Consider the following 17,563-nt stretch of genomic DNA (forward strand, 5'->3'; position numbering starts at 1 on the left):
TTAGTTTTTAAGTTCTTCTAAAGTATCACACTCAAAGTTTCTATCTTTTCTTTTCATAGGTGCTTTTGTTGGTGCTCCACCTAATTTTTCTTTCAGCATCATATTAATAAGTTTACTTTTTTCTTGAGTGATTGCTTCACGTTTTTTTAGATCTTCTTGTCTATCAAAAAATACTTTACCTTCTATAATTGTCTTTTCTACTTTAGCATAAATAGACATTGGGTGATGAGACCATAATACAACATCTGCATCTTTACCTTCTTTAATACTGCCAACTCTATCATCTATATGTAATAATTTTGCAGGATTAATAGTTACTGTTTTCCAAGCATCCAATTCTGACATTCCACCATATTTCATAGTTTTTGCAGCTTCTTGATTTAAACGTCTAGACATTTCTCTATCATCAGAATTAATGGCAACTGTAACCCCAGCATTATGCATAATTGCAGCATTAAAAGGTATTGCATCATTAACTTCATATTTATAAGCCCACCAGTCAGAAAAAGTAGAACCACCTACACCATGTTCAGCCATTTTATCAGCTACTTTATAACCTTCTAAAATGTGTGTGAATGTGTTTACATTAAAGTTGAATTTTTCTGCAACTTTCATTAACATATTAATCTCTGACTGTACATAAGAGTGACAAGAAATAAAACGTTCTTTATTTAAAATTTCGGCAATAACTTCCATTTCAATATCTTTTCTGTAAGGCTTACCACTTTTCTTTAAAGCATCATATTCTTTAGCTCTAGTAAAATAGTCAGTAAACATTTGCTCAACTCCCATTCTTGTCTGTGGAAAACGTGTTCCATTTGGACTTCTAGATTGTTTTACATTTTCACCCAAAGCAAACTTGATGAATTTTGGCGTGTTTTCATAAATCATCCCTTGTGCATTTTCTCCCCATTTTAATTTAAGGATTGCAGAACGACCTCCAATAGGGTTTGCAGAACCATGTAATATTTGTGCTGATGTTGTACCTCCAGAAATATTTCTATAAATATTTATATCTGTTGGATCTACAACATCTTCTATAGTAACTTCTGCAGATGAGTTTTGTGCCCATTCATTAATAGCAGAAGCAGCAATATGAGAGTGCTCATCAACAATACCAGCTGTTAAGTGTTTACCTGTACCATCGATTACAGTTGCTCTTCTTGAAGATAGGTTTTTTCCAATCTTTTCAATTTTACCTTCTTTTAATAGAACATCAGTATTTTTTAGAATCCCAGCATCTTCGCTTGTCCAAACTGTTACATTTTTAACTAAAATAGTTTCTGTTTCTGGTTGCGTATAATTACCAAAACCAAGGTTTGGATAGCTTACAGGAAGAACTTCAGGAATATTGGCATCTTTTTTCTTTTTGCTGTCTTTTTTCTTTTTGCTATCCTCTTTTTTTACTTTTTTACTGGCAGACCAAGAAGTTTCATTATCAGAACTATCAAATGCAGTACCCTGCATAACATTAGATGCGTTAATTACTTTACCCATCATTCTAGTGTAGCCAGTTTCTTCATTTAGAGTGATAGCAATCCAATCATCTTTAAAAGAAAATTTTGATTTCACTTTTTTATCCCCAATTTTAATAGTACCAGTTTGTTTAGCACCTTTACCTTTTATAGATAAATCGTAGTTTTTATTATTTACAGATAGCATATAATCACCAGTAATATCTCTGATGTTCATATCATTAATTACATTTTTATCTCCTTGTACCCAGTTTTCATACATTATAGTTTTTGGGTCGAAAATATCTCCTGATGTAATGATAAAGTTTGCATGACTACCAACTTTTAGATTTCCAATAGTACTATTTCCAATAATATTTGCAGGAATTGTTGTTAATGCAGCTAAAGCTTTTTCTTTATCAAAACCATATTTTATAGCTTTTTGTAAATTTTTATGAAAAGATTTTACAGATTTTAAGTTATGTGTTGTTAGAGCAAAATTTACTCCGTTTTTAGAAAGTACACTTAAATTTGATGGTTCTTGATTCCATTTACGCATATCTCGTAACGAAATTTGTTGTGCTAAAAGAGGATTAGAAACGTCATAGGCTTTACTAAAGTTAATCGGAATTATAAAATTTGCATTCAAATTTTTAATATCGTTAACACGTTCATATTCATCACCTGAACCAACAATGGTGTACTGAATACCAAATTCATCACCCACTTTATCTGCTCTTGTAGCATCTAACCAATTGCCTGTTTCAAAAATTTGAACTAAATTTTTATTTTTATTTAAGGCTTCTAAAGACATGTCTTTATTATCCATATTACCTTTTGCATACCAATCTGCATCTAAATATACTTGACGTAATAAAGCCATAGCTCCCATTCTAGAACCTGGATATAATTGACGAGATTTTCTACTTTTATTAAAAGATAAAAACTGTGCAGAATTATCATCCAAAATTCGATAAGCATTGTTAGAATTTGGATTAAGAGCAACCAGTAAACCATTTCCACGAATAATACCATCGTGTAAATGAGTGTTTACAACCCCAAAACCAGCATTAATCATTGCTTTGGCTTTTTTGGAATCGAATTTAAATTCATCTATAGGATTTGTTTCTGGTCTAATATGATCATTCCAATAATAACCACTTCTAGTTGCAGCATATTGGTTTCCTCCAAAGCCACCTCCTGATGGTCTTTTTGGTTTAGCAATACCAAAATCGGTATAAATATCTATAAAAGAAGGATAAATTGTTTTACCAGATACATCAACTGTATGAGTTCCTTTTGGAATTTTTACAGATTTACCAACTGCAACAACTTTACCGTCTTTTATTAGTAAAGTGCCGTTTTTTATAACTTCTGTTGGTGTTATGTAAATAGTAGCATTTTTAAAAGCGAAGCTTTTGTTGTCTTTAGTTTTGACTCCTTTATCTGTAGGAAAATAATCCTGTGCTTTAATTTGTGAAAGCGACAAGAAAAAGAGTAGAAAGAATAATTTTTTCATGTAGTTTGAATTAATTGAATTACTCTCTAAATTTAAAGATATGCTTTTGGTATTCTGTTAAAACACTTTATTTTAACAAAATTTTAAGAAGTTAAAAGTTGTTTTTAGATTCAAAATAGGAAATCAATAAATCAACTACATAATTGTAAGAATCTGTTCCTTTTGCTTGTTTATTTGCTTTTAAATAAGCATTGTATCCTTTTTTTACAATGGGTTCAAAAGGGTTTTTATAGGTTTGCCAAAACCGATAACTAGCATTGAAATCTTTAATAATTCCTTTATTTACAGATTGCCAAAGTTGTTTTGAAATTTCTTTATCTCTTTTTCTTATTTCAGAAATACAATATCCAAAAGCCATTCTATAGCTAGCATATTTAAAATAGACATTATCATTATAATTTGCTGCTAAAAAACCAACAAAGTTTGCTTCATTTTCAGCAGCAAAACCAATTTGATGTGCCATTTCATGACAAGTAGTGGTTGGGTAACTGGTTTTAGGAATTCTATCATTTACTTGAGCTTCTCCAGTTAAAGGGTTTAAATATCCTGAAGTACCATTGTAAGTCTGTAATAAACTCATTAAAGAGCTTTTTACAGATTTAAATTTATAATTAAGTTGAGGAAAATCTTTAGATAAATTATCATATCCTAAAACTGCCATTTTATACATTTCTTTTTGTTGATATGTATTTTCAACTTTTAAAGTATCATTTTTTGTAATTTCTAATTGATAATAATTCAATTTTTCAATAATATGATTGGTAACAGTTTGGAGTTGTTTTGTAGAATACTTTTCTTGTTTATAGTTTAAGTTTTTTGCTAAAGGTTCTCTGTAGTAATTCAAGCCCCAAAAAAGATAAAAGCAGAAATAAATTACAGATAAAATAGCAATAAAGTGAATCATTTTTAAGACAAAATTTCGAAATCTATTTTTAATCAATCGAAATAAAAAACGAACTAAAGTAAAGAGTAAGAAAGCAATTAAAAGATCTCCAATAGAAAAAGGAATCCAACCTAAAATAATTCTAAAAAAAGAAGAAATGTAAGGATATATTCCATTCGAATAATATTTTTCAATAAATTCAGGATTACTTTCAGCCAAACGCATCAAAAGCATTTGAATTGGCAAGAAAATTGCTAATATAATGTGAGATTTATTCCATTTCATTATTGGTAAAAATAGTAAAACAAATTAAATGCAAATTAGTTATTAACATGCTAATAACAATTTTTATCAAATATTTGTTTAAAAAGAAAGTTAACGTTTACACAGTAAAATTATCTCTAAAAAATTACATTTGTGGCAATGGAAAAAACGAATACGATAGCAGGAAAAAAAATTGATAAATCAAGAATTATTAGTCTTGAAAAAGGTAAGATTCCACCACAGGCAGTAGATTTAGAAGAAGCTGTACTAGGAGCAATGATGATAGATAAAAAAGGAATTGATGATGTAATTGATATTTTACATTCTGATGCTTTTTATGATGTAAAGCATCAAGAAATCTATGCTGTTATCTATGAATTGTTCCAAAATTCACAACCAATTGACTTGTTAACAGTATCTAATTTGTTGAAAAAGAATGGAAAGTTAGAAATGGTAGGTGGCGATTTTTACCTTATTCGTTTAACGCAAAAAGTAGCTTCTTCTGCACATATTGAATTCCATGCAAGAATTATATTACAAAAATACATTCAGCGTAAATTAATCTCAATTTCATCAGAAATTATAGAAAATGCTTACGATGAAAGTACAGATGTTTTTGATTTGCTAGATGATGCAGAGGGTAAGTTATTTGAAGTAACACAAGGAAATTTAAAAAAGAGTTCAGAAGATGCAGGTTCTCTTGTAAAACAGGCTTTAAAGAAAATTCAAGAAATAGGAAACCAAGAAGGAATGTCCGGTTTAGCAACAGGTTTTACCAAGTTAGATGCTCTTACTTCTGGTTGGCAACCATCAGATTTAATCATTATTGCAGCAAGACCAGGTATGGGTAAAACTGCTTTTGTAATTTCAATGGCAAAAAATATGGCTATCGATTTTAATCATGCAGTGGCTGTATTTTCACTAGAAATGTCTTCTGTTCAGTTGATTACAAGGATGATTTCTTCTGAAACAGGTTTAACATCAGAAAAATTAAGAAAAGGTAATCTTGAGCCACATGAATGGGAACAATTAAATGTAAAAGTTAAAAAACTTTCTGATGCTCCTATTTTTATAGATGATACACCTTCATTATCAATTTTTGATTTGCGTGCAAAAGCAAGACGTTTGGTATCTCAACATAATGTGAAAATTATTGTAATTGACTATTTACAGTTAATGACAGCTGGTGGAAATGGAAAAGGTGGAGGAAACAGAGAGCAAGAAATTTCTACAATTTCTAGAAACTTAAAAGCATTAGCCAAAGAATTGTCAGTACCTGTAATTGCCCTTTCACAATTATCTAGAGCAGTGGAAACAAGAGGGGGAAGTAAAAGACCTTTATTATCAGATTTACGTGAATCTGGTGCCATTGAGCAAGATGCAGATATCGTAAGCTTTATTTTTAGACCCGAATATTATGGAATGACAGAATGGGATGATGATGAGCACACACCTTGTGAAGGTCAAGGAGAATTTATTGTGGCTAAACACAGAAATGGTGGTTTAGATAATATACGTTTGAAGTTTACAGGGCATTTAGCTAAATTCTCTGATTTAGAAGAAGGGTTTAGTTCAGAATTTCAATCTTCTATGAACAATCCTTTTGATGATGATTTTTCTCCAAACCAAAGAATTGAGCCTAAAGATGCTTTTGGTGATGATGATGTGCCTTTTTAGAATTTTATATGGATACAGAATTTGTTAATATTTTTGGTTTAGGGTTAGGTTTATTAGGAATTATTTTAGCTATTTATTTTTATTACAAAAGTAAAAAGAAAAAGAAATTTTATTATTTAATTGATAGTTATAATATTATTTCTAATGATGCTAAAGAGGTTAATAATCTTGAAGTTTTTCATAAAAAAAATAAAATTAGTACTTTGACTATAAGTAAAATTTTAATTTGGAATTCAGGTAATACACCTGTTTTTAAAAAAGATCTACCAAAGAAAAATAAAATTTCGATTTCTTCAGAAAAAATATTTGATTTCTCTTTGATGTATAATTCAGATTATGATTCTGGTTTAACATTAGAAAAAAATAAATCTTCAATAAATGTAGATTTTGATTATATCGAAGCAAATAAAGGATTTATCATAAAATTAATTCATTCTGGTGAATCTAGTGACTCTGTTGAAATAAGTTGCAAAATTATTGGAGGATTACCTCTAAAAAAAGTTGATCAAGATTATTTAGAAACAGTTTCTTTAAAATCAAAAATTAAAAATACTATTTTCTTTTTACTTGGTTTAATATCATTCTTAACAGCTTATCACTTTACATTTTTGAATATTGAATTTAGAGAATTACTAATATATTTAAGCTTTGTATTTACTTTTCTCTTTATTATTAGTTTTTTCAAAAAAAAGATACCAAAAAAAATGATTGAAAAGTTTTGAAATCATTTTAACATATATTGTACGTAATAATTTATTAAATTTGCACGTATAATAAAATATTATGGACTCAAAATTAACTTTAAAATTAAATAAAGCTGTTATTGAACAGGCAAAAGCTTATGCTAAAGAACAGCAAATAAGTTTATCTCGTTTAATAGAGAATTATTTAGCGACGATAACAAAATCGAAAATTGAAAGTGATAAAAGAGAGATTGAAATCACACCTTTGGTAAAAAGTTTAAGTGGTATTGCTAAAGTAGAAGGCGATTTTGATGAGAAGCAGATGTACAGAGATTATTTATTAGAGAAGTATAAATAAATGGTTACGTTATTTATTGATACAAATATCGTAGTTGATTTGCTTCTTGAAAGAGCTCCTTTTTATAAGGCAGCAGAAGATATTTTTTCTCTTTCTGATAAAGGTAATGTTAATCTGATTATTTCTGCTTTAACTGTTCCGAATACACACTATCTTATTTCAAAATTAAAATCTAAAGAACTGGCAAATCAAGCAATATCTAAATTTAAAGTGTTGGTTACAATTATTTCTTTAAGTGATAAAATAATAGAACTTGCTTTGAGTGATGATAAATTTCCCGACTTTGAAGATGGTTTACAATATTATTCAGCAATTGATGCAAATTGTGATTACATAATAACTAGAGATTTGAAAGATTTTAAACATTCTAGATTACCAGTTATGACTGCAGAAAATTACATATTAAGTATACAATAAGTATCTGATGAAAAAATTGATAAAAGTATTTATAATTCTTTTTATATCTAATTCAACTTGGGCATCATTTATATATGTACCCATGAATCACGATAACCAAAAAAATCACTTAAAAGCTTATGGAATTGTTTATTTTGGTTTAGAAGCAGGTTTAAAATCGAAATGGTTATTGAATTATGATGGAGGAGCATTTTTAATAGAAAATAACAAAGCCATAGAAAACGAATGCAAAATCAGAGGTGTTTCTTATCAAGTAATTTCTGATGCAAAAGCACAATTGATTTTACAAGAAATTTCATCACCATCATCAAATCAAGAAGCGGTTACTTTAGAAAAAGCACCAAAAATTGCAGTGTATTCTCCAAAAGACAAAATGCCTTGGGATGATGCTGTAACTATGGTACTAACCTATGCAGAAATTCCTTTTGATGTTATTTATGACAAAGATGTTTTGGCTGATAAATTACTCATTTACGAATGGCTACACTTACATCATGAGGATTTTACAGGACAATATGGCAAGTTTTATGGTTCTTTTAGAACTGCTCCTTGGTATATTCAAGGAAAAAAAGATGCTGAAAAATTAGCAAATGAATTAGGGTTTAATAAAGTTTCAGAAGAAAAATTAGCAGTAGCAAAAAAGATTCGTGATTATGTAATTGGGGGAGGATTTATGTTTGCGATGTGCTCTGCTACAGACAGTTTTGATATTGCATTAGCAGCAGAGGGTATAGATATTGCAGAAGCAATGTTCGATGGAGATGCATCAACTCCTAATTATCAATCTAAAATCAACTTTAATAAAACTTTTGCTTTTAAAGATTTCGATTTGGTAAGAAGTCCAACAACCTATGAGTTCTCATCAATTGATATGACTCGTAAACGCAGAATTCCCAAAACATCAGATTATTTTTCGTTAATTGAATTTTCTGCAAAATGGGATCCTGTACCAACAATGTTGACACAAAATCATACTATTTTGGTTAAAGGTTTTATGGGGCAAACAACTTCTTTCGATAGAAATACTGTAAAAAGTAATGTATTGGTTTTAGGTGAAAATAAAACAAATAGAGAAGCAAGATACATTCACGGAACCAAAGGAAAAGGAATGTTTACCTTTTATGGTGGTCATGATCCAGAAGATTATACACACAGAGTAGGAGACCCAAAAACTGAATTAGATTTGCATCCAACTTCACCTGGTTATCGTTTAATTTTAAACAATGTGTTGTTTCCTGCTGCTAAAAAAAAGAAACAAAAAACCTAGGTCATTGCGAGTTTACGAAGTATTCTCTCTATTTATAAAAAGATTACTTCATTCATTCCTCCTTTGTAATTACACACATGTCATTGCGAGTGATAACGAAGCAATCTGTTTATATAAGATTAAATATTACTTCTGTCATTTTTCCTTTGTAATGGTGTTTGGTTATATTGTTAATAAATCTGAAATAAATTATTTCTAAATTAATTTCTTATTCATTCACTTTTGTATTTTTGTCACAATAAAATTAAATTATAAAATGCCAACTACACAACAATTACAAGACTTTACACAACAAGTTCGTAGAGATATTTTAAGAATGGTTCATGCTGTAAATTCAGGGCATCCAGGAGGTTCTTTAGGATGTGCAGAGTTTTTTACTTGTTTATATCAAGAAGTAATGGAGTATTCTACAAACTTTTCTATGGATGGTAAAAACGAAGATTTATTCTTTCTTTCTAATGGACATATTTCTCCTGTATATTATAGTGTATTGGCTCATAGTGGTTTTTTTCCAGTATCAGAATTAGCTACATTTAGATTAATTGATTCTCGTTTGCAAGGGCACCCAACTACACACGAAGGTTTACCTGGAATAAGAATTGCTTCAGGCTCATTAGGTCAAGGTATGTCTGTTGCTTTAGGTGCTGCTGAAGCTAAAAAATTAAATGGTGATGATAAATTAGTATATTCTTTACATGGAGATGGAGAATTGCAAGAAGGTCAAAACTGGGAAGCAATCATGTACGCATCAGCAAAAAAAGTAGACAATATTATTTGTACTATTGATTTAAATGGTAAACAAATTGATGGTGCAACAGACGATGTTTTACCAATGGGTAGCATTAAAGCTAAATTTGAAGCTTTTGGCTGGGATGTTTTAGAAGTAAAAGAAGGAAATGATATAGAAGCGATTTTAGCAGGTTTAGCAGAAGCAAAATCATTAACAGGAAAAGGAAAACCAGTTTGTATTTTATTATACACAGAAATGGGTAATGGAGTAGATTTTATGATGAATACTCACGCTTGGCATGGTAAAGCACCAAATAATGAACAGTTAGAAAGTGCTTTGGCTCAAAACCCAGTAACTTTAGGAGATTACTAGAATTGAATTAAAAGATTAAAAACTAAAATATTAAAGAGTTTTTCATTAAAATTGAAAAACTCTTTTTTTATGATTTCATTTTAACGGATTTGTAAGAATACTTTTATCTTTACAACTAATAATTTGAAGTTTTCAATTATTTAATTTTTCAACATTTTAATTTACATATGAAAATAGGTATTGTTTGTTATCCAACATTTGGAGGAAGTGGAGTAGTAGCAACAGAACTAGGAATGGCACTTGCCAATAAAGGTCATGAAGTTCACTTTATCACTTACAATCAACCAGTTCGTTTAGATTTTTTATCTCATAAACTTCGTTTTCATCAAGTGTTAATCGAAGAATATCCACTTTTTGAATATCAACCTTATGAGTTAGCTTTATCCAGTAAAATGGTTGAAGTTGTAAAAAAATATGATATAGAAGTTTTGCATGTGCACTATGCAATTCCTCATGCTTATGCTGCATTTATGGCAAAACAAATGTTAAAGGAAAAAGGAATTCATATAAAAGTTGTTACAACTTTGCATGGAACAGATATTACTTTAGTAGGTAGTCACCCAACCTATAAAACAGCTGTTGAGTTTAGTATTAATAATTCTGATGTAGTAACAGCAGTTTCAAACAATTTAAAAGATACTACAAACAATTTATTCACTATTGACAAAGAAATACAAGTTGTATATAACTTTATTGATACTAATAAGTATGATAAAGCTCAAGGAGAGGATTGTAAAAGAGGAGCATTAGCAAAACCAGATGAAAGAATTTTAACACATATTAGTAATTTTAGACCTGTAAAAAGAGTAGAAGATGTAGTTCGAATTTTTAATGAAGTTCAAAAAGAAATTCCTTCAAAATTATTACTAATTGGAGAAGGTCCAGATAGGAGTAAAGCAGAAAAATTAGCTAGAAAGTTAGGTGTTAAACAAAAGATATATTTTTTAGGTAATAGCACAGAGATTGATAAAATTTTATGTTATTCTGATCTATTTTTACTACCATCACAAACAGAAAGTTTTGGTTTGGCTGCACTTGAGGCAATGGCTGCAAAAACAGCAGTTATATCTACAAATACAGGTGGTTTGCCAGAAGTAAATATCCATGGAAAAACTGGTTATTTGAGTAATGTTGGTGATTATAAAGATATGGCTCAAAATGCAATTAGTATTTTAAGAGAAGATGCTATTTTGGAAAAGTTTAAATTGAATGCTAAAAAGCATACAAGAAAATTTTCTTTACAGAATATATTACCTGTTTATGAAGATATTTATCAATCTTGTTATGAGAGTAAAGTATAAATAAAAAGGCTCAAACCTATATAAAGTTTGAGCCTTTTTATTTATAACACAGAAGTTTTTATTTCCCAAATAAACCACCAATCATTCCTCCAATTCCACCACCAGAATTTCCTTTATTACCACCTAAAAGCATTCCAGCTACATCATCAACAACACTTCCATCACCATCAGAATCTAAAATTTGTTCAAGAAAACTTTGCTCATTTTTAGTATTGTTTCCACCTAACATTCCACCCAGTAAACTTGTTAAATCATTTGAATTAGAAACATTATTTTGTTTTTTCTCTTTACCTAAAATCCCCATCAATAATGGAGCAGCTACTTTTAAGATATTACCAACAGAACCAGCATCTAAACCAGATTTTTGTCCAATTACTTGTTCAACACCACTTTGTTTAGCCCCTAAAATATGACCTAAAATTCCAGCCCCATCTTGTTTTACGCTTTCGTCAACTCCACCACCAAATAATCCACCAAGATTATCTAAAATACTACCATCATGTTTTTTCTCTAAAGCATTTTGCAAACTTTGAGCACCTTCTGGTGTTGATGCATTACGTTCCATTGCTTTCATTAAAACCGGTAAAGCCATTGTTAAAACACTACCAGTTTTACTTGAATCTGTTCCTGTAGAACCAGCTACACCTGAAACGATTTGTTTTCCTAAATCACTATTTAATAAGTCTAAAATTCCTGCCATATTATATTTTTAATAATTAATTTATATGTTTTCTAAATTTATGACACAATATACTAATAAAGTCACTTTAATTTTAATAATATTTTCTATCTTTCAAATTCTTTTAATATTTAAACTTTTTGATGAAAAATTTAGCATTACACTGGAAGATTTTAATAGGTATGATTGTAGGAATTCTATTTGGTTTAGGAATGACTACTATTGACGGAGGTGCAAAATTTGTATCTAATTGGATTAACCCTTTTGGAAGTATTTTTGTAAAACTTTTAAAATTAATTGCTGTTCCTCTAATTATAGCTTCTTTGGTAAAAGGGATATCAGATTTAAAAGATATTTCAAAGTTTAGAAACATTGGTTTAAGAACAATTGCTATTTATGTAGGTACTACTGTAATAGCAATTACTATTGGTTTGTTATTAGTAAATGTAGTTCAACCAGGAGAAGGAATATCAAAAGAAACCATTACGAAATTAACAGAAACCTATGCAAATAGTGGAGGAGTACAGGCAAAAATAGCAGAAGCATCTAAACAAAAAAACAGTGGTCCTTTACAGTTTTTAGTAGATATGGTTCCAGATAATGCTTTGAAAGCTATGAGTGATAATAAATCTATGCTTCAAGTTATATTCTTTACTATTTTCCTTGGTATATCTATGCTATTAATAGGTGAAAAAAGAGCAAAACCTTTGAAAGATTTTTTTGATTCGCTGAACGAAGTTGTTTTAAAAATGGTTGATTTAATTATGTTATTTGCTCCTTATGCAGTATTTGCTTTACTAGCAAACGTAGTTGTATCATCAAATGATCCAGATTTACTATTTGCTTTATTAAAATATGCATTTACTGTTGTTGGAGGTTTATTAATAATGGTTATTTTTTATATGATATTAGTAAGTATATTTACAAAGAAAAATCCACTTTGGTTTTTAAAACAATTAAGTCCAGCTCAATTATTAGCATTTTCTACAAGTTCTAGTGCAGCAACTTTGCCTGTAACTATGGAGCGTGTGGAAGAACACATTGGAGTAGATAAAGAGGTTTCGAGTTTTGTTTTACCAGTTGGTGCAACAATAAATATGGATGGAACCTCATTGTATCAAGCTGTTGCAGCAGTATTTATAGCACAAGCATTGGGTTTCGATTTAACTTTTGCAGATCAACTAACAATTATACTTACTGCACTTTTGGCATCCATTGGTTCTGCAGCAGTTCCTGGAGCTGGAATGGTAATGTTAGTAATTGTTTTAGAGTCAGTTGGCTTTCCTGCAGATAAATTAGCTATTGGTTTGGCATTAATTTTTGCAGTAGATAGACCTTTAGATATGTGTAGAACTGTTATTAATGTTACTGGAGATGCAACTGTAGCATCATTAGTAGCAAAATCTGTTGGTAAATTGCACGATAATCCAGTTGCTAAAAATTGGGATGATAATTACGATGAAGTGAAATAAACTTTATAAAACGATAAAAAATCAGTAATTTTAAGCATCAATAAGTTTTATTGATGTTTTTTTATTAACTGAACTTAAAATTTTAAAAACTTACTATGAATGTATGCTTTTTAATGTATCCTTGGGAAGATATTAAATCTCCAGAGAATGATACATCACTTACTTTAATTCACGAATGTGTAAAAAGAGGTCATGGAGTAGCTATATGTACTCCATCAAATTTAACAATAAGAAATAGTGTAACAAATGCATTTTGTACTATTTTAAATAGAGCTGAAAAAATATCTTCGAGCATAAAAACTTTTTATAACAAAACTACGACTAGAGAAGAAATGTTACCTCTTGCTGGTTTTGATGTTATTTTTATGAGAGCAGAGCCACCTTTAGACCCTTTAATGCTAAACTTTTTAGATTCTGTAAAAGATGATGTTTTTATCATTAACTCTGTACAAGGAATGCGTGAAGCGAATAATAAGTTATATACAGCTGTTTTTGAAGACCCAAATAATGAGATTATTCCTGTTACACATGTATCAAAAAACAAGAATTATCTAATTAAAATGATTGAAGAATCAAATTCTGATAAAATGATTTTAAAGCCGTTAAATGGTTTTGGAGGGTCAGGAGTAATTTTGATTGAAAAATCAGCTATGGGTAATATCAATTCTTTATTAGATTTTTATATTAGTAAAGGAGATGGAGGTTCAGAATATGTAATACTTCAAGAATATATTGAGGGAGCTGACCAAGGAGATGTAAGAGTATTGCTATTAAATGGATTACCAATTGGTGCTATGCGAAGAATTCCTGGAGAGAAAGATCATCGTTCAAATGTTTCAGCTGGTGGTAGAGTCGCAAAGCATAAACTAACAAAACAAGAAAAAATTCTTTGTGAGAAAATAGGTCCAAAACTTGTGAAAGATGGTTTGTATTTTGTTGGTATTGATGTAATTGGAGGAAAATTGGTAGAGGTAAATGTAATGTCTCCAGGAGGAATTACTTATATGAACAAGGTTTATAAAACTAGAATTCAAGAGAAGGTAGTCAACTTTATGGAGAGTAAAGTCCTCGAAAGAGATGCTGCTTTTTTACGTAAATCTAAATTGAAGAAATTAGTTGATGAGGCATAAATTTGAAGTTAATTTTTAAAGTAAATCTTTGTATTTGTATTAAATGTCTTTGAAAATTCCAAATAATATAGTTTCTGTAGACTGGTTATATCAACATTTAAATGATAAAAATATAATCATTCTTAATGCTACTATTGCTAAAGTTACATCCAAAAAAGATGATATAAATGCTGAAAGAAAGTATCAAATACAAGGTGCAAGATTTTTTGATATTAAAAACAAATTTTCTGATATAAAAGCACCATTTCCAAACACTGTATTATCCCCAAAAGAATTTGAAGATAAGGCTCAACTATTAGGCATTAATAAAGATAGTTGTATTGTTGTTTATGATGATTTGGGTATTTATTCATCACCTAGAGTTTGGTGGTTATTTCAATTAATGGGTTTCAATAATATTGCAGTGTTAAATGGGGGTTTTCCTGAATGGAAATCAAAAAAATATCCTATTGAAGAACAGCAAAATAGACAAGTAAATAAAGGTAATTTTCTAGTTGATTATCAATCTGAAAAAATAACTTACACAAAAGATGTTCTAAATGCAACTACTAATAAACATTTTTTGATTGTTGATGCAAGATCAAAAGGTCGTTTTTATGCGACTGAACCAGAACCAAGAAAAGGTTTACAAGGAGGTCATATCCCTAATTCTGTGAATTTACCTCATTTAGAAATCATTAATGATGGTAAAATAATTTCTAAAGCAAAATTAGAACATACTTTTAACCAAATAAACCCAACAAACAAAAATCTCATTTTTTCTTGCGGATCAGGTATTACTGCATCAATATTAGCATTAGGAGCTACTTTAGCAAAACAAAAAAATATAGCTGTTTATGATGGTTCTTGGACAGAATGGGCAAGCACAAATAATTTACCAATTACAAAATAATGAACAAACTAAACTGGACAAAAAAAGAATTTCAAGCTTATATTTTATTGTATGCTGCCCACTGTAATCACTTTGAAACCAAAGAAGAGGAGAATTATATTTTATCAAAAATAGATGAAGCAACTTTTCATAAAATTCACACAGAAGTAGTAGTAGATTCTGATGAGGAAAACCTAAATAAAATTCAGCAATATTTATCAGAAAATAAAATAAGTGAACAAGAAAAAGAAGTTTTAATTAGAGAAATAAAACAAGTGTTTTTTGCGGATGGAACAGTTGATATTATTGAGAAAAAAGTATTTATTTTGCTTAAAAAAATCATCAATTAGAAATGCTAAAATTAACAATAGAAGAAATTATAAGAAAAATTAATAACGAAGAAACTTTTGAAGCAGTTTCTAATGATTATTCTTTTACTATAAAAATTGATGAATATGTACATTATGCTTGTGGAGCTGTACATGATGGACATCAATTTAGAAAAGAATTGTGGACCAATTGTTTGCATACAGAATATGAGCGTTGGTTTGAAGAAGACCCAGAAACTAAAGAAATGGTTAAAAGTCATCCTATAGTTATAGCAGGTTGTGATTCACGTTTTGAGTATGATTTAAATAGAGCACCAGAAACAGCAATTTATACAGATGCTTGGGGGAAGCAACTTTGGAGAAATCCATTACCAGAAAATCAAAAAGTAAAGAGTTTGCAAAAACACGCCAATTTTTATAAGGTTGTTCATGCATTACTATACAAATTAGAAGAAAAATTCGGAGTATGTGTAGTATATGATATGCATTCGTATAACTGGAAACGTTGGACAAGAGCAGTGCCTACTTGGAATTTAGGTACAGCAAATGTTGACAATAAACGTTTTGGAAATGAAATTGAATCTTGGAGAGCAATTTTAGAAAAAACTCCTTTACCAAATAAAATAAAATCTACCTCATTGATAAATGATACTTTTCAAGGGAATGGATATTTCCTAAAATACATTACTCAAAATTTTAAAAATACGTTGGTTTTAGCCACAGAAATTGCAAAAGTTTATTGTAATGAATTGGAACAAATTATGTTTCCAGAAGTAGTTGTTGCAGTCGAAAAATACTTGAAAACTGAATTAAAAATGCATGCAGAAGCTTTTTATAAAAAGCATAAATCGTAACTTTGTGCTTGAAATACTTATTGAGTTATGAAGGATGCTGTTTCTATAAAAAACCAGAAACTATTTGAGATTGATCAAAAAATTGACACATTAGTCAAGAAGATTGAGATGCTCAATTATGTAAACCCCAATAATATAGAAACTGAAAAAGCAAAATTTTTTAATTCAAAATATTTAACAGATCCCCAATTTACCTATCCTAAAAGAGATTTCGATAAATTTTCGCTTCATAAAGAATTTTTTGCATTAAAAATAGATGATATAGAAGACGAGCGTTTACGTGATTTTTATGAAGACATTATTTATTTCTATTCAGGATTAATACAATGTATTGAAACTATTGGTAAAGGAAAACGTTTCTATTACAATAGTTTACGTTCTTTTGGAACGCCAACAGAAAATGATGTAGAAAACGCAAAATTTATTTTACATTTTGATAGTGAAGATGAAAACTCGCCACTTTTTCAACCAAAATATTCTGCAATAGAATCGCATCAGTTTTTTAGAGAATATTCTAAAAATTATGATTTTAATTATGCTATAAAGAACTCATCAGCAATGGGAGCTATTGCTATGGTTTCTAACACTGCTCAAGCTTTGGTTTTGAATGAAAATCATGTTTTTTCTCAAAATGAAATAAATATTTTAACAAATCATGAAATAGGTGTGCATATGGTAACTACTATGAATGGTATGTTACATCCACTTAAAATATTTTCACATGGTTTCCCTAATAACGAAGAAACCCAAGAGGGTTTAGCTGTATTTAGTGAATATATGTCTGGTAATCTTACTATAAAGCGTTTAAAAGAATTGGCATATAGAGTTTTAGCTGTAGATAGTTTAGCTAAAGGATATTCATTCTCTAGAACTTTTAGAATGTTACATAATGGATATGATTTAGATAGAGAACAAGCATTTTATATAACTGTAAGGGCACTTAGAGGAGGAGGCTTTACCAAAGACTATTTGTATTTAACTGGTCTTAAAAAAATATATAACTATCATTTAGAATGTAAAGATTTAAGCCTTTTGCTTACAGGAAAAGTGTCTTTAGAGTTTGTGGATGATATACAATATATGATTGATAACCAATACGCAATTCCTTCAAAACATATTACAGATTCTTATTCTGAAAATAAGAACACTAATAAAACTGTAGATTTTATTTTAAAGAATTTGAAGTAGTTTTTATGTATCGTAATAGATTTTTCTAATTAATATTTTAATATTATTGATTTAGACATTACTTTAAATATTCTATAAATAGTTCAATGAAAATCTCAAATCAATGATGCCATTT

At 29.3% G+C, this 17,563-nt stretch carries 16 protein-coding genes; 13 read left to right on the forward strand and 3 right to left on the reverse strand.

Annotated elements, in window-relative coordinates; all coding sequences use genetic code 11:
• Both BTO18_RS03290 and BTO18_RS03295 read right to left on the reverse strand, forming a co-directional pair.
• Positions 1-2,973, reverse strand: coding sequence for an amidohydrolase family protein (locus BTO18_RS03290; protein WP_105014856.1), 2,973 nt, complete (start codon positions 2,971-2,973; stop codon positions 1-3).
• Positions 2,974-3,064: 91 nt separating this feature from the next.
• The gene (locus tag BTO18_RS03295; RefSeq protein ID WP_105014857.1) at positions 3,065-4,141 is read right to left on the reverse strand and encodes a DUF3810 domain-containing protein; all 1,077 of its coding nucleotides are present in this window, start codon (positions 4,139-4,141) and stop codon (positions 3,065-3,067) included.
• 138 nt (positions 4,142-4,279) lie between these two features.
• Here BTO18_RS03295 and dnaB point away from each other — a divergent pair, with 138 nt between their 5' ends.
• The 7 genes from dnaB to bshA all read left to right on the forward strand — a co-directional run bounded on the left by dnaB (position 4,280) and on the right by bshA (position 10,925).
• Entirely contained in the window at positions 4,280-5,797 is a 1,518-nt protein-coding gene (gene dnaB, locus BTO18_RS03300) for a replicative DNA helicase (protein ID WP_105014858.1), read from the forward strand.
• Between the two features lie 8 nt (positions 5,798-5,805).
• The gene (locus tag BTO18_RS03305) at positions 5,806-6,519 is read left to right on the forward strand and encodes a hypothetical protein (RefSeq protein ID WP_105014859.1); all 714 of its coding nucleotides are present in this window, start codon (positions 5,806-5,808) and stop codon (positions 6,517-6,519) included.
• 61 nt (positions 6,520-6,580) lie between these two features.
• On the forward strand, positions 6,581-6,838 hold the full coding sequence (locus BTO18_RS03310) for a DUF6364 family protein (protein WP_105014860.1): 258 nt from the start codon (positions 6,581-6,583) through the stop codon (positions 6,836-6,838).
• Entirely contained in the window at positions 6,839-7,255 is a 417-nt protein-coding gene (locus BTO18_RS03315; RefSeq protein WP_105014861.1) for a type II toxin-antitoxin system VapC family toxin, read from the forward strand.
• 82 nt (positions 7,256-7,337) lie between these two features.
• Positions 7,338-8,522, forward strand: a complete 1,185-nt coding sequence (locus BTO18_RS03320; protein ID WP_105014862.1) for an asparagine synthetase B — start codon at positions 7,338-7,340, stop codon at positions 8,520-8,522.
• A 256-nt stretch (positions 8,523-8,778) separates the two neighbouring features.
• Complete coding sequence (locus tag BTO18_RS03325) at positions 8,779-9,624, forward strand: transketolase (RefSeq protein WP_105014863.1); 846 nt, start codon at positions 8,779-8,781, stop codon at positions 9,622-9,624.
• 167 nt (positions 9,625-9,791) lie between these two features.
• Complete coding sequence (bshA, locus tag BTO18_RS03330; RefSeq protein ID WP_105014864.1) at positions 9,792-10,925, forward strand: N-acetyl-alpha-D-glucosaminyl L-malate synthase BshA; 1,134 nt, start codon at positions 9,792-9,794, stop codon at positions 10,923-10,925.
• 58 nt (positions 10,926-10,983) lie between these two features.
• On the opposite strand, the gene BTO18_RS03335 is transcribed toward bshA, so the two are convergent.
• Positions 10,984-11,625, reverse strand: a complete 642-nt coding sequence (locus tag BTO18_RS03335) for a DUF937 domain-containing protein (RefSeq protein ID WP_105014865.1) — start codon at positions 11,623-11,625, stop codon at positions 10,984-10,986.
• A 122-nt stretch (positions 11,626-11,747) separates the two neighbouring features.
• On the opposite strand from BTO18_RS03335, the gene BTO18_RS03340 reads away from it, so the two are divergent.
• The 6 genes from BTO18_RS03340 (at position 11,748) to BTO18_RS03365 (ending at position 17,448) form a co-directional block, all read left to right on the forward strand.
• Entirely contained in the window at positions 11,748-13,076 is a 1,329-nt protein-coding gene (locus BTO18_RS03340; protein WP_105014866.1) for a dicarboxylate/amino acid:cation symporter, read from the forward strand.
• A gap of 95 nt (positions 13,077-13,171) precedes the next feature.
• Positions 13,172-14,206, forward strand: coding sequence for a glutathione synthase (gene gshB / locus BTO18_RS03345; protein WP_105014867.1), 1,035 nt, complete (start codon positions 13,172-13,174; stop codon positions 14,204-14,206).
• 43 nt (positions 14,207-14,249) lie between these two features.
• Complete coding sequence (locus BTO18_RS03350; protein ID WP_105014868.1) at positions 14,250-15,098, forward strand: sulfurtransferase; 849 nt, start codon at positions 14,250-14,252, stop codon at positions 15,096-15,098.
• The gene (locus BTO18_RS03355; RefSeq protein WP_105014869.1) at positions 15,098-15,427 is read left to right on the forward strand and encodes a hypothetical protein; all 330 of its coding nucleotides are present in this window, start codon (positions 15,098-15,100) and stop codon (positions 15,425-15,427) included. Before BTO18_RS03350 ends, BTO18_RS03355 begins: the two co-directional genes overlap by 1 nt.
• A gap of 2 nt (positions 15,428-15,429) precedes the next feature.
• Positions 15,430-16,260: an N-formylglutamate amidohydrolase gene (locus BTO18_RS03360; protein WP_105014870.1), complete on the forward strand. Its 831-nt coding sequence runs from the start codon at positions 15,430-15,432 to the stop codon at positions 16,258-16,260.
• Between the two features lie 27 nt (positions 16,261-16,287).
• Positions 16,288-17,448 carry a peptidase MATCAP family protein gene (locus tag BTO18_RS03365; RefSeq protein ID WP_105014871.1) on the forward strand — a complete coding sequence of 387 codons (1,161 nt, stop codon included), beginning with the start codon at positions 16,288-16,290 and terminating at the stop codon, positions 17,446-17,448.
• The last annotated feature ends 115 nt before the right edge of the window (positions 17,449-17,563 follow it).

It is taken from the genome of Polaribacter porphyrae (genome assembly GCF_002954685.1).
Taxonomy (GTDB): Bacteria; Bacteroidota; Bacteroidia; order Flavobacteriales; family Flavobacteriaceae; genus Polaribacter; species Polaribacter porphyrae.